The organism is Pseudomonas sp. KH_024_B2 (assembly GCF_057839965.1).
This window is the reverse complement of the sequence record NZ_CM174502.1, coordinates 2569019-2582465: the sequence shown is the minus strand read 5'-3', so window position 1 is coordinate 2582465 and position 13447 is coordinate 2569019. Positions and strand designations below refer to the sequence as shown.

The following is a 13447-nucleotide window of genomic DNA, read 5'->3' as shown; positions in this document are numbered from 1 at the left end:
TATGCATCGTCTGTTCCGCCGCTATCGCGAGCAAGCTCGCTCCCACATTTTGATCTAAGTCGTACACAAATTATGTGTTCGCTGAAGATCTAATGTGGGAGCGAGCTTGCTCGCGATGGGGCCCTTAAGCACACCACAACCCTCAAGGCTCCAACCCAATCCCCCTGAGAATCACACTGGTCACCGTCTGCACCGCCCGCTCGAACTGCATGTCCGACAGCGGCTGGTGATCGTTGAGGATCATTATCTGGTGATCGAAGTCGGCGTAATGCTGGGTCGAGGCCCAGATCATGTACAGCAGAGTCGAGGGTTCCACCGCCAGGATGCGTTTGTCTTCCACCCATTGGCGAATTTTCGCTTCCTTCATCTTCGCCCAGTCATACAGGCTGGCATCCAGCGCCACACCCAGGGTCGGAGCGCCGTGGATGATTTCATTGGCCCAGACTTTCGAACCATAAGGCCGGCTGCGGGAGTGGTTCATCTTGGCGCGGATATAGCTGCTGAGCACCACCCGCGGATCATCGAACAGCTCGAAGCACAAGGCGTCCTGCTTCCACACCTCCAGCAGGTCGAACAGCACCGCGCTGTACAGTTCGCTTTTGGTGCTGAAGTAGTAATGCAGATTGGAGCGCGGCAGTTGCACTTCCTTGGCAATATCGGCCATCGCCGTGCTGCCATAACCCTTCTCGGCGAAGATTTTTTCGGCCGCCAGAAGAATTTTCTCGACGTTGCTGCGACGAATTTCGATCTTGTGATTGCCCATGAGGGCTCCCTGACTACAGCGATTGCCAAGACTAGCATCCGCTCCAGTTACCCCGATACGGTGTTCGCCCTGCGCAACCTCTCCTCCAGGTGATCCAGATGCTCGGTCATCAGGCGTACGGCTGTCACGACGTCGTCGCTTTCCACTGCATCGACAATCGCCGCATGTTCCTGCCAGGCGCAATAGCTGCAGGCCTGCTCTTCATATTGGGCGATCACCAATGAGGTCAGCGGCACCAGGCTGCCCAGAAATTGTGCCAGCGGTGCGTTACCCGCCACTTGTGCCAGCAGCAGGTGGAACTCGCCAGACAGGCGAATGGCCGGGCCCCGTTGGTTCTGCTCGATGCAGCGGCGTTCGCGGTCGATCAATTCGCGCAACTGTGGCAGGTGCCGTGAAGTCGGCTGTTGGCAGGCCAGTCGCACCAGGGTGGTTTCAGTCAGCCTTCGGGCGTGGAGTATCTGCAGGGTTTGCCCGGCATCGGGCGCCGCGACTTGCGGGCGATGATTGGGCCGCAGAATGACCACCTGCTGATGGGACAATCGCGCCAGTACCTGGCGGATGATACTGCGGCTGACACCGAATACCTTGCCGAGACTTTCTTCGGTAAAGCGGCTGGCCGGTGCGATACGTTGCTCGAGAATCGCGTCGAAAATCTGCGGGTAGATATCATCGACGCGACGCTTTTTTTTGTTCTGGTGGCGTAATGGCAGGGAGGTAGAAATCGAGAAAGCGGGATTCTTCAAGACGCAGGAATTCATGGCCTGTCTCCAGTCCGGTTGCCAATAGGTTGTTGTCTACATCCACTATTTGCCCAGATTGTCGTCCGGGATGTTCAGCTCGATGCCCATGCGCTGCCCTTCCTGAAGGATGTGCCGGCGCATTTCGGCGCTGGCCAGGGCGCTGTTCTTGTTGCGGATCGCACGAACCACCGCTTCGTTTTCTTCCAGGCGCTCGGCCAGGTGTTCCGGTGAGTTGCGCAGCACTTCGGCGCTCTGCTTGAGGGCGTTGCTGGTTTGTTGCACGACGTTCTGGAAGATCGGGTTCGAGGTCAGGGTGAACAGCTCTTCGTGGAACGCGATGTAAGCGTTCATTCCGGCTTCGCTGTCATTGGCCTCAAGGGCTTCGCGCATGTCCATCAGCGTCAGGCGCAGTTGCCCGATCTCCTTGCTGCTGATGGATTGGGCAACCAGCCCGACAATGAACGGCTCGAGGGTGTAACGCAGTTGCAGTACATCCTCGAGGCTGGCTCCGGCCACACCGCTGTCGGTGGCTGGAGCATCATTGAGGTTGGCTTCCAGCACCACCACACCTTTGCCGGGCATGGAGCGCACCAGACCGAGGGTTTCCAGCACGATCACCGCTTCGCGCAGGCTCGGCCGGCTGATACCCAGTTGCTCAGCCAGTTCGCGTTGCCCCGGCAACATCTCGCCGGAGCGCCACTGGCCACGCGCCAACGCGGCGCGAAGCTTTTCAACCACTGAATTTACAACTGTCGACGAGGTGATCACTGTTCGCTCCATGAGAGTCGGTAACGCGGTGATTGTGCCTGCCGGTGACAGGCACAAGGTTCGGTCAAAAATCTTGCTGATGGGCCGGGGCCGGGGTTTTACGTGTCTGGAAGGTGTAGCCCTGCTGGCCGGTCAATACCTTGTTGGCGCGCTCGATGTCGATGTCTTTTTCCCAGCGAGCGATGGCCACGGTAGCGACGCAGTTACCGATCAGGTTGGTCAGCGCACGGCCGATCCCCATGAACCAGTCCACCGCCAACACCAGCACCAGACCCACCACCGGAATCGCCGGGATCGCCGTCAGTGTTGCCGCCAGAATCACCAGTGCCGAACCGGGAATACCGTGGGCACCTTTGGAGGTGATCAGCGAGACTAGCAGGATCGTTATCAAATCGCTCATGGCCAGTGGCGTACCGGTGGCATTGGCGATGAACACGATGGCCAGGGTCAGGTAGATCGAAAAACCGTCGAGGTTGAATGAGTAGCCGGTGGGAATCACCAGGCCGACGGTCGAGCTGCCAATGCCCAGATGTTCGAGCTTGCGCATGATTTGCGGGAGCACAGCGTCGGAGGACGCCGTGCCCATGACGATCAGCAACTCTTCGCGCAGGTACTTGAGAAACGGCAGCATCCGCAGACCGGAAAGACGCATGACCAAGCCGAGGATCAGCGACACGAACGCCGCACACGTCAGGTAAAACAGACCAATCAGACTGCCCAGGTGTTGCAGGGAATCCACGCCATATTTGCTGGTAGTGAAGGCAATGGCGCCAAACACGCCAATCGGCGCCAGACGCACGATCATGCCCATGATGCGGAAAATCACATGGCTCAGTTCGTTGATCAGTCGGGAGATACCCGACGCTGCTTCACCCACCAGGTTCAGCGCGCTGCCGAACAACACCGAGAACAGCAGCACTTGCAGGATGTTGTTCTCGGCAAAGGCGCCAATCACCGAAGTCGGGATCAGACCCATCAGGAACTGCGTGGTGCTGTGCATCTGTTGGCCACGCTGGGCCAGATCACCCATATCCGCTGCTGCGAGCTGATCCAGATGAATATTGGCGCCACTGCCGATACCGGTCGTGAAGGCGAACACCAGACCAATCACCAGTGCGATGGTGGTCAGGATCTCGAAGTAGATCACTGACTTGAGGCCGATGCGGCCGACTTTCTTCAAGTCACCTGCGCCAGATATGCCACTGACCACCACGCAGAACACGATCAGGCCGATGAGCATTTTGATCAGTTTGATGAAGCCGTCGCCGAGGGGTTTTAGCTGGGCGGAGTATTCGGGAAGGGTCAGTCCGCAGACGATGCCGAGCACCAGTCCAAGGACAACTTGAAGGAAGATCGAACGTGAGCACCATCTGAGCATGGGAGGAATCCTGGTGAGTGTCCTGGTGCCGTGCGCAAGGCGCATCAGATTCAGAACTTAATTATTGTGGTCTTACCGGTATGTCCAGTGCAGGCGCAGTTTAGGCGCTGTTTTCAGGCTTTCGCAAGCAGAAAGTGAGAATATGGCTTTACCGGTCTGACCAGTTGAGTGGCGAGGGCCGGGCTTGAGCGGTTTTTTCAGGTGAAAAAAAATGGCCATCACTGGTTAATGCCAGGCAATCTTTAGTCTGGTGGGCGCTTTTTGTGGCGAGGGGGCTTGGCCCAATGCCATTCAGTTAAGGAGTTTCAGGTTCGCCACATTCCTCGTAGCAGCTGCCGAAGGCTGCGTTCGAGTGCGCAGCGCTCGCAATATGGCAAGCTTCGACCTTTCTGAAAGACCGCATACCGGCTATTTACGACTGCTTCGCAGCCGAACGCAGGCTTCGCCAGCTCTTATCAAACATCCCTAAACCATTGTTTCTAAAGGGTCGAAAAGGCCATCTTTTGGCTATCATGCCGCAACCAAGGGGCGATACGGGCCAACGCCGCGAGGATATGATCGACACCGGCCAGCGCGGCAACGCAGGGATAACGCTCGGGTTCGAGCAACTGGGCCACATGGTAGAAACAGCCCTCGCGACGGACGTTACCGCTGGTGGGCCGCTGCTCTCCTGCCAGAAGCCGGCCAAGCAATGATTTACCGCAGCCATTGGCTCCGACAATGCCTGTAGTCCGAGCACTGAAGGCGTAGTTCAAGTCCTCGAACAGTACACGCCCATCGGGCAGGCTGAATGATAGGTGATCGAGCTGTAGCAACCGATGGGTCATGGCGTTTCCTGAAACTGGCGGGCTGATGAGCAATTGACGGTTGTCTGAAGTGCCGGCTCGGCGGTGGCCAGACGAGATTAATCATTTGATCGGCTCCGCATACCGGGTCGTTCCGAGGTTGGACAGACTCGTCCATGGTTTCAGGGCGTCAAATCGGGCGTCAGTTGAGTTCGCCAGCTGCTTACGCAAAGGTGCGATGCCTGGTCGGATTAGTGCTGCATTTCCGGTCAGGCACCTGATGCCGAGACGATTAACGCAGGGGGTAGATGGAGCCGCGCTTTTTCTTTTTTTTACGTTTAAACAGACTCAAGAGTCTTTGAATGATGCTCATTGTATTGCTCCCGGGAAAGGCCTGGTTGGGCGCTGATGAGGTTGGCAAGTTGTTCATTGCCAAGGTCGTTGAAGTGAACGCGGTCGACAAATAAGGTGTCGTTGAACACCGGAGACTGTTTCAGCAGGGCATTCATGTCCAGGCAAGTAATGTCACCTGCCTTTTCCTGAATGTGCTGGAAGAAAGGGGCATGGACTTCTTTACCGAGTACACCGCTGAATAGCCGGTAAAAATTATTCGGGCAACTGTCGATGGCATGGAAAACGGCTTCCTCGGCGGGCGTCAGAGCATCTCGGCACCAATGGGACAGGGGCTGAAGAACAAAGGTTAAAGTCGCGCTGGTGCCGGATAGCAGCAACTTCCATTGTTTTAATGCGCCAGTAATCGAATCGGCTGCCCGTTCCAGCCGCTCGTCCAAGGATGCATCGGCGTCGGTGATCACCTCGTCGGCCGGGTTCTGGTAGAAAAGCGTGTTTTTCCAGCGCTGGAGCAAGGAATTGCCTCTGGCCGCGCCAAACGAACTCTTCTTGCGCTTCATATCCTCGTTGAACTTGTTCATGTAATGCTGAAACTCATAGGAGTAGTAGTAGCGTCCGTGCTCACTGGCGAACTCGTCAGGGATCCCCTCTAGCGCTAGCGTGTTGATGCCGCTGAAAACCACCACATGACCGATGTCGCCGATCCGTTGCTGATGCATCAGGTACATCAACAGCTCTTGGGTGGCGTTGTAGCCACGTCCAGCGAAGTTCAACCAGACCTCCCCGGTGAGCTCGCTAAGGTGGGATGCCACGGTGTTCTCGTCGCTGGTCGCGCCCACACCCAGCGCTGTGGAACCGCCAACCAGCAGGTTCACTTTTCCGGTGGGAGGGCGTTCGGCCACGGAGTAGCGTTTGCCATTCAGCTGACTGTAGCGAAAGCCTAAAGCGTCGGTATTGACCGTTGCCGAGCGGAAGTTCTTTTCATGGAAATACATGGTGTACGGTACCCAGCGCGCACCGATGTGCATGAAGCTGTCGTAGTCACGAATTTGTGGAGTCCACTTGTAGACCTCCTGCAACGCCTGGTGATGATCCAGAACAGGTTTTTCAATCGAGCGCATATTGCTTCCTCCAGTCAGTATCCTCTTGCCATTCGGGCTGGTCGGACTTGCTTAAAAAGAACTCGCCAATGACCAGGCAATCCATTTCCGTGCGCATAAAACAGCGGTAGGCATCGTCGGGGCTCTCGACTATCGGTTCGCCGCGCACATTGAAGGAGGTATTGATCAGGACAGGACAACCGGTCAGCTGGGCGAAGCCAGACAGCAGTTGCCGGAACAGCGGGTTGTGCTGCCCGTCTACTGTTTGGACCCGCGCCGAGCAGTCAACATGAGTCACCGCCGGTATTTGCGAACGCTTGAGTTTGAGCTTCTCCATGCCGACGTAACCCAGCTCGTCGGGCGCGGGCTCACGCTTTTCCAGCTGCACTGGTGCAACGATCAACATGTAGGGTGAGGGTTGGTCTAGATCGAACCAATGCTCGGCAAATTCGGCCAGCACGGCCGGCGCAAAGGGACGGAATGATTCACGATTTTTGATCTTGAGATTCATGACACTTTGCATTGTCTCGGATTGCGGGTTGCCGAGGATCGAGCGTGCGCCAAGCGACCGGGGACCGAACTCCATGCGTCCCTGAAACCAGCCGACGACCTTGTTTTCGGCCAGCTGGTGTGCGGTCGTTTGGATCAATGCCGTTTGGTCAAGCTTCTGAAAACGGGCGCCGAATCGCGTCAATGCCTGCTCAATCGCGGCGGTCTGATATTCATTGCCCAGATAGCCGCCCTGCATGGCGTCTTCACTGCCATTTACCTTGCGTGAGGCTTGGGTCTTTTCGTAATAACAATGCAGCGCCGCGCCGAGGGAACCTCCCGAGTCGCCGGAGGCCGGTTGGATGAAGATGCTTTTGAAAAGCCCCGATCGAGCCAGCTTGCCGTTTGCGACACAGTTGAGTGCCACGCCACCAGCCAGGCAAAGATGTTCGGCCTGGGTCAGCTCTTTGACTTTACGCGCGAGCCCGAGCATGACTTGCTCGGTTACCATCTGGATTGAAGCCGCAAGGTCCATCTCTCGCTGGGTAATCAGGCTCTCCGCCTCCCGCGCAGGGCCACCAAAGAGCATTTCGAAGGCATCGCTGATCATCCGCTCGCCGACTTCATAGTCGAAGTATTTGCGATTGAGCGTAAAGCTGCCGTCGGCCTCGACCTCGATCAGGTGCTGCACGATGATGTCGACGTAACGTGGGGTTCCATAGGGGGCCAACCCCATCAGCTTGTACTCGCCCGAGTCGACCTTGAATCCGCAGTAATAGGTGAACGCCGAATACAGCAGGCCGAGCGAGTGCGGGAAGCGTATATCAAACAAGGGCTGCAGGCTGGAACCTTGGCCGTACCAAGCGGTGGTAGTCGACCATTCGCCGACGCCATCAACACAAAGCACGGCGGCATTCTGGTAAGGCGAGGGATAAAACGCCGACGCCGCATGGCTCAGGTGGTGCTGGTAAAGGTAGAGTGCTGGGATACTTGCTTCAGGAAACAGCGCGTCGAGTTCTTTCTCGATGATGCTTTTCACATCTTTGCGGGCCAGGAAACGCTTGTACTGTTGCGCGAAACCCAGCGCGCCCTTGGGGAAGTTGTCCTTGTAGGTTTTACAAATGCGCTCGAACTTTATTTCGGGATCTTCATAGTAGGCAATATACGACAGATCGCTGAGCTTGATACCGGCGTGTGCAAGGCAGGCACGCAGGGCATGGCGTGGAAATCCTTTGTCCTGTTTGATCCGCGAAAAACGCTCTTCCTGGAGCGCGCAGACAATCTGACCGTCTTTGATCAGCGTGACAGCACTGTCATGGTAAAAGGCTGAAATTCCGAGGATATAGGTCATGCAACACCCCGAAAAATGGTAAATACAGCAATAGTAAAAAACAGCACTGGCGGAACATAGTCAAACCAGGAGGCGCGCTGGATCGCCGGTTTAAGTGCATGGGCGGTGAGCCCGACGGTCATGTTGACGAGAATGCCACCGATATTAAAAATCAGTCCGTACAGCAAAAAATACAGCCAGGTTGGACTGGCATCGGTTGGTACGAACTGGGGCAACAAGCTGATGAAGAACAACCCGATTTTCGGGTTGGACAAGTTGATCAACATGCCTTTACTGAAAGCGTACTTGGCAGGTTCCACTGTGCGATCGAGAGACGCAGAGTCCTCGCCGGCTTTTCGCCGAGGCCAGGACAGGTAGGCCAGGTACAGTAAATACAAGGCGCCAGCGACCTGGACGGTTTTGTACAGCAGCGGGATTTCCTTGAATATCAGCATCAAGCCAAATGCCGCCAGCAGTACGTAGAAGAACACACCGAACTCAACACCGGCCGCCGCTTTCAATCCCGTGCGAACACCGTGCCGCAGCGACTGGTTCATGACATAGAGCATGGCTGGCCCGGGTGAGAGATTGATGACCAGCACTGCCAATATGAAAGACAAAAAACCGTAGCTCATGATGCGTCCTGCTGTTGAGTGAGTTTATTGAAGGTACGCTGCAAGACGGTGCTCATTGCCGCAAACCACGACTCATCTGGTGGTGTCAGCGAGCGATAACCCACCCACACCCGCTCCCAGTGCTTGGCAAGCTCCTGTTTGCCGCCCTTTTGTAGAATGTCGTCAAGGTGTTGCTTGATTGCCTCTATGGCCCAGGCAGTGTGTCCACTCACAACATTGTCAATGGTGTTATGTAGGTCGGTGAACATTGAACTGAAGCCGTAGTGACGAAGCACATCCGCTGATCTCCGGTATTCGCCGCCTACCCCGGAAAGCTCCATGGCCAGGTTCAAGCCCAATGTTTCAGACTGAAAAGATTGAGGAAACAACGAGACCGCCAGCCAGAACACCGGGACTTTAAGACAGTCTTCGTCAAACAGTTCGGAAGCGGCAAACTGGCTTTCAGTAAAGTTGCCGACTCTCACGCCCATGCTCGCCAGCAACCCTTGATAGATGTTCCCGTGGTGAAGCTCGCAATCGCCCCGACCGAGTTCGTCAATCAGGGTTCGATACTGCAATGCGCCGATATGAGTAGTGACCATGGAGGGTATTGATACATTCCTCAGCCAGGCACCGTCGATCAGCGTCAGGGGCGCCAGTTTCACGGCATCGGCAATGATCTCCTCACGGCTTTCTTGCGGTGCATCAGTCAGTGGCCGGTAGCTGCTCACTTGACGAGCGTGTTGAAAGGCGAGCCAGTGGTCGAGTTTTTCATGGCTGTAAGGGCTGAATGGCAAGCCTGCGCGAAGCACGGAGCGACGATGCGTGGCGATCCACCTGACGGCAAATTGCCTGGCTGCTGGCAGCACGTCAGGCGTTCTGTCGGCGCTCAAAAGCAATGGATACAGCTGTTTCAGCGTATGACCGGCATACTTGTTCAAGGCCTGTTTGTTCACCATGGTCAGCAGCTTTTCGCAGAGTGCGGGGCGATCCTGATCCACAGGTTCTTTCAGCGGATCCTGGATGGCCTGGGGGCTTGCTCTGGTGCTCTCCAGTTCTGCAATCCAGGCCTGAACAACCTCAATGTCCTGTTCCGAAAACACGCCGAACATTGAGCCTTTAGGGTGGCTGATTATCTTCAGCAGTGCGCTCTTGTCCGGCTGACCAGCGCTGACGTAGCGCGAGTCGGCTAGCGCCCTGACGGTCGACTTTGCACAGAATGTCTTGGGGTCCAGCCATTGGTCGATGGATCTGTCAGCCAGCACTCCTCGCCGGTGATAACCGCAGCCGTGGCGGCCAAGTTTGTCTATCAGAGCGATCATGGCAGCCTCGCTGCTGAAGCGATCATCCTCGGCCAGCTCGGTTGCCAACCTGCGTTCAAAGGCATCTATTAGGGTAATCGTGCTGGCATAACCCGTGGTGATCGCGGCTTTTTCCGAGGGGCCGGCCTGACCGATGTATTGATGGATAGCATCGACGGCCAAGTCGCGATAGGAGTCTGGCGACCGCAGGCCGAACACGGCTGTTTCAGTGTGACGCGTGGCATTAAGCGCATCGACGTAAAGTGACATGGCCAAGTTGACGCCTAAGGTCTCAGCGTATAGCGAGCCAGGGAACCGGGCGATGCTCAGCAGAAAAACTGGCAGTGCAAAGGCATACTCCTGGATTTGGCGATTGTTGCTAAAGCTACTGGCAAAGACCTCGGTGAAGTTAACGTCGACTTGCCTTGCTGCCTGCTCGAACAAGTGTCCCTGGCTGCATGACGGGTAGCCGTGACCAACCATTTGTGCATGGGCTTGCAGCAATACGCCGCCCTCCTTGCGCCAGGCATATGTAATAGAGGTGGTGCCCGTCAGCCAGCAGCCGAGTACTTTGAACAATGGTCCGTACTGGTGATAGAAGTAGCGCCAGTGTTTGTCCGTCGTCAGCAGCGCAGGATCGCTCAGCGAGGTCAGTGGCCGTAACATCGCGCCGCCTCCCATGGTCCCTGCCAACAAAGCATCAAAAGCCTGATTGGTAACGAAAGTTTGCACGCCAGCCTGCTTGCCCAGGAATGTGATCACACGCTTCCAGACGGACTCCAGCAGCGGATAACACTCTTCCAGATTGATGAGTTTGAAAAACCACTGACGGTCTCCCAGGCACAAGCGCTCCAGATCTCCCGGGGGAACTGGCAGGAACACTGGTGCGCCAAGAACCGACAGTTTATGGGTGGTGCTCGCCATCACACGTTCTCCCTATTCGATGGTGTTCGTCTGGCGTGCGGTGCAAACGATTCGGTTTAAATGCCCGATTGAAGGTGATCGCATAGATAATGGGAATGCATCATGCGGCTCAACTCAATAACCGTATTGCACTCAGCTCCTGCGGCCGCCCCTTCCAGACAACCCACCGAGACTTGAACTCGACACTTGAACTAATTTATCCGGATTTCTTGGGCATATTCAGCGTACCGCTGGAACATCGAGCTACTCGCCATAAGTGCTGGCACTGCAAACCTAGTGGAGATTGAGACAACTCGTCAAGAATCTATAATATTTTCAGAAATTACTTACAGAAACTTCACACACCACTCCTAAAATCAGGAAAACACCCTTCCCAACAACCTGTAAACCCATTCCTACAATCCAGCTGATTACTCTCCATCTTTTAACTAGTCACGGCACACCTCACTAGTAGCCACCCCTTAAGGTCCAAGTGAGCACTGGACGACAGAGAGAAGTGTAAGTCGTCACTTTATCGGTTCGACTGAAGTTAAAGCGAACCAACGCAGCAAACAACCAGAAAAACAATCGCCGCTGTCATGACTGAAAAAACCGAATTCTCAAAAGCCAAGCGTGCCTTTCGATTTTTTTGTATACGACTCAATCGGCAATACAAACCTAATGCGAACTGAAACAGTTCGTCAAGAGCTCATGGGATTTTCAGAAGTTACTTACAAGCACTGAAAGACAAAGCCCATACAAGGGAAATACTCGTCCTGAAATCATGTAAGCTTTTTCCTACAAGGCATCACATCTGGAAAACGTTCAATACCTTTATTCACCGTAACCATAAAACGCGTTGAGCTGGTTTGAATAATGACCGCGACCTCAACGGCACGACGGGACTTCCCCCCCCAAAACTGCGCTCATGCAGAGCGCACATAAAAAACGAGGAACCAAAGCTCCTCGTTTTGTACCCCGCCAGACTAAGCATGATCATCATGCTCAGCGAAATCCAGCTCCACTGACTGCAAACGCACATCCCGAGCTTATGCCTTAAGCAACATATAACCCGCCACGACCACGCAAATACTGGCGAATCCCAGCTGCAACCCTCTGGCTGGAACATGAGAAGACATCCGCCGGCCAATCAGCATCCCGACGATGCTCGCGACTATGAACACGGCGCCGGTGGCGTTGATGGACACTCCCGCATGGAGCGCGCCGATGACGCCTGTCGCCGAGATCAGACTGATCACCATCAACGAGGTGGCGACGATTCCGCGCATTTGCACGTCGGTCAGTTGCTTGAAGGCCGGGACGATCAGAAAACCGCCGCCGACGCCGAGCAGCCCGGAAACGACGCCCGTGACAGCGCCCAATGCCGCCAGGGTCGCCGAGCATTTCGCAGTCCAGGAAAAGCGTCCGGTCTGCTGATCGAGCATGCAGTTTTTCTGCCCCCACGAAGCGCTGCCATGATCACTCGGCCCGGGATCTCGCGACTCGCGGCGCAGCATCCGCCACGCCACGATCACCATGAGCAGGCTGAACAGAATCATCAGGATTTTTTCTGGCAAACGATGGGCAAAGTAAATGCCTACCGGCGAGAACAGAGCGCCGAGCAACGCGATCAACAATGCTGCGCGGTAACGCACCAGGCCATGTCGCAGGCCGTCGATGGCGCCGACCGCCGCGGCGCTGCCCACCGCAAACAGCGCCACCGGCGCCGCCTGGGTCATGCTCCAGCCCAAACCCAGCACCAAAGCCGGCACTGCGAGAATGCCGCCACCGGCCCCCGTCAAGCCGAGGATCAACCCCATTACCACACCAAAAAATGTTGCCAGCAGCATAAAACGCTCTTGATCTGCTTTAAATAAATCCGGAACAGACCCGGTCCTGGAATGGCGCTCACCATACAGCCCACAATGAGTTACATCACTTAAATCAAATCAAGACTAGTCAGTGTGCGGATAAAGTACCTAACCTTTGAGAACATCCCGAAAGGATCCGCCCTCATGCCTGCCCTGATCGAAGCCTTCCTGGACAAAGCGTCGTCGACCTACACCTATGTGATTTTTGAACAGGATGGCGGGCACTGCGCAATCGTCGACCCGGTGCTCGATTACCACCCGGCATCCGGGCGAACCGGCACCACCGAGGCCGACCGAGTGATCGCCTTCGTCCGCGAACACCGCTTGCAGGTGCAATGGCTGCTGGAAACCCACGCCCACGCCGATCACCTGTCCGCCGCTGCCTATCTACGCAAGGAGCTGGGCGGAAAAATTGCCATCGGTCAGTCGATCAACAAGGTTCAGGAGGTGTTCAAAACCCTGTTCAACCTTGAGCCGGAATTCAAAATCGACGGCTCGCAGTTCGACCACCTGTTTGAGCCGGACGAGGAGTTCGCCATCGGCAACCTCAAGGCCAAGGCATTGCATGTCCCGGGACACACCCCGATGGACATGGCTTACCTGATAGAGGATGAGCTGATTCTGCTGGGCGATACACTGTTCATGCCCGACGTGGGCACCGCGCGTTGCGACTTTCCCGGCGGCAATGCGAACCAGATGTTCGCCTCGATCGGTAAATTGCTGGCCTTCCCTCCCGAAACCCGACTCTATGTCTGCCACGACTACCCCTGCGCCGGCCGCGCCGCGCAGTACCAGACCACGGTCGCCGAACAACGCCAAGGCAATATTCATGTGCGCGACGGCATAGACGAAGCTGCATTCGTCGCCATGCGCACCCAACGCGACGCCGGGCTGGGCATGCCGACGCTGTTGCTGCCGGCGATTCAGGTGAATGTGCGGGCCGGGAATCTGCCGCCAGCCGAAGATAATGGCGTTACTTATCTGAAGATCCCACTCAACCAGCTCTGACCCTGTAGCAGCTGACGAGCTCCGCGAGGCTGCGTTCGGCGGCGCA

Annotated in this window: 11 protein-coding genes; 1 reads left to right on the top strand and 10 read right to left on the bottom strand. The window is 56.0% G+C overall.

The window, feature by feature from the left end; genetic code table 11:
* Positions 1–142: 142 nt before the first annotated feature.
* The 10 genes from AC3I0A_RS12130 to AC3I0A_RS12085 form a co-directional block, all read right to left on the bottom strand.
* Positions 143–763 (bottom strand): TetR/AcrR family transcriptional regulator, encoded by a 621-nt coding sequence (locus AC3I0A_RS12130; RefSeq protein ID WP_489378037.1) that lies wholly within the window; start codon positions 761–763, stop codon positions 143–145.
* Between the two features lie 47 nt (positions 764–810).
* On the bottom strand, positions 811–1521 hold the full coding sequence (locus tag AC3I0A_RS12125; RefSeq protein WP_489378036.1) for a GntR family transcriptional regulator: 711 nt from the start codon (positions 1519–1521) through the stop codon (positions 811–813).
* Positions 1522–1566: 45 nt separating this feature from the next.
* On the bottom strand, positions 1567–2271 hold the full coding sequence (locus AC3I0A_RS12120; protein WP_489378035.1) for a FadR/GntR family transcriptional regulator: 705 nt from the start codon (positions 2269–2271) through the stop codon (positions 1567–1569).
* A 64-nt stretch (positions 2272–2335) separates the two neighbouring features.
* The gene (locus AC3I0A_RS12115) at positions 2336–3649 is read right to left on the bottom strand and encodes a C4-dicarboxylate transporter DctA (protein ID WP_489378034.1); all 1314 of its coding nucleotides are present in this window, start codon (positions 3647–3649) and stop codon (positions 2336–2338) included.
* Positions 3650–4128: 479 nt separating this feature from the next.
* Positions 4129–4476 (bottom strand): ATP-binding cassette domain-containing protein, encoded by a 348-nt coding sequence (locus AC3I0A_RS12110; RefSeq protein WP_489378032.1) that lies wholly within the window; start codon positions 4474–4476, stop codon positions 4129–4131.
* A 296-nt stretch (positions 4477–4772) separates the two neighbouring features.
* Positions 4773–5906 carry an SGNH/GDSL hydrolase family protein gene (locus tag AC3I0A_RS12105; RefSeq protein WP_489378031.1) on the bottom strand — a complete coding sequence of 378 codons (1134 nt, stop codon included), beginning with the start codon at positions 5904–5906 and terminating at the stop codon, positions 4773–4775.
* On the bottom strand, positions 5893–7725 hold the full coding sequence (locus tag AC3I0A_RS12100; protein ID WP_489378030.1) for a carbamoyltransferase family protein: 1833 nt from the start codon (positions 7723–7725) through the stop codon (positions 5893–5895). Before AC3I0A_RS12100 ends, AC3I0A_RS12105 begins: the two co-directional genes overlap by 14 nt.
* On the bottom strand, positions 7722–8339 hold the full coding sequence (locus AC3I0A_RS12095) for a LysE family translocator (protein WP_489378029.1): 618 nt from the start codon (positions 8337–8339) through the stop codon (positions 7722–7724). The genes AC3I0A_RS12100 and AC3I0A_RS12095 overlap by 4 nt, the downstream gene beginning before the upstream one ends.
* A complete protein-coding gene (locus tag AC3I0A_RS12090; RefSeq protein WP_489378027.1) occupies positions 8336–10543 on the bottom strand; it encodes an iron-containing redox enzyme family protein in 2208 nt (735 codons plus the stop codon). Before AC3I0A_RS12090 ends, AC3I0A_RS12095 begins: the two co-directional genes overlap by 4 nt.
* Positions 10544–11571: 1028 nt before the next feature.
* Positions 11572–12372, bottom strand: a complete 801-nt coding sequence (locus tag AC3I0A_RS12085) for a sulfite exporter TauE/SafE family protein (RefSeq protein ID WP_489378026.1) — start codon at positions 12370–12372, stop codon at positions 11572–11574.
* A 165-nt stretch (positions 12373–12537) separates the two neighbouring features.
* Between AC3I0A_RS12085 and AC3I0A_RS12080 the strand changes: the two genes are divergently transcribed.
* Positions 12538–13401: an MBL fold metallo-hydrolase gene (locus AC3I0A_RS12080; RefSeq protein ID WP_489378025.1), complete on the top strand. Its 864-nt coding sequence runs from the start codon at positions 12538–12540 to the stop codon at positions 13399–13401.
* The last annotated feature ends 46 nt before the right edge of the window (positions 13402–13447 follow it).

Excerpts from the sequence above, each read along its gene's own strand:
- AC3I0A_RS12100 (WP_489378030.1), bottom strand. The coding sequence starts at position 7,725 with ATGACCTATATCCTCGGAATTTCAGCCTTTTACCATGACAGTGCTGTC.
- AC3I0A_RS12105 (WP_489378031.1), bottom strand. The coding sequence starts at position 5,906 with ATGCGCTCGATTGAAAAACCTGTTCTGGATCATCACCAGGCGTTGCAG.
- AC3I0A_RS12090 (WP_489378027.1), bottom strand. The coding sequence starts at position 10,543 with ATGGCGAGCACCACCCATAAACTGTCGGTTCTTGGCGCACCAGTGTTC.
- AC3I0A_RS12085 (WP_489378026.1), bottom strand. The coding sequence starts at position 12,372 with ATGCTGCTGGCAACATTTTTTGGTGTGGTAATGGGGTTGATCCTCGGC.
- AC3I0A_RS12125 (WP_489378036.1), bottom strand. The coding sequence starts at position 1,521 with ATGAATTCCTGCGTCTTGAAGAATCCCGCTTTCTCGATTTCTACCTCC.
- AC3I0A_RS12115 (WP_489378034.1), bottom strand. The coding sequence starts at position 3,649 with ATGCTCAGATGGTGCTCACGTTCGATCTTCCTTCAAGTTGTCCTTGGA.
- AC3I0A_RS12130 (WP_489378037.1), bottom strand. The coding sequence starts at position 763 with ATGGGCAATCACAAGATCGAAATTCGTCGCAGCAACGTCGAGAAAATT.
- AC3I0A_RS12095 (WP_489378029.1), bottom strand. The coding sequence starts at position 8,339 with ATGAGCTACGGTTTTTTGTCTTTCATATTGGCAGTGCTGGTCATCAAT.
- AC3I0A_RS12080 (WP_489378025.1), top strand. The coding sequence starts at position 12,538 with ATGCCTGCCCTGATCGAAGCCTTCCTGGACAAAGCGTCGTCGACCTAC.
- AC3I0A_RS12110 (WP_489378032.1), bottom strand. The coding sequence starts at position 4,476 with ATGACCCATCGGTTGCTACAGCTCGATCACCTATCATTCAGCCTGCCC.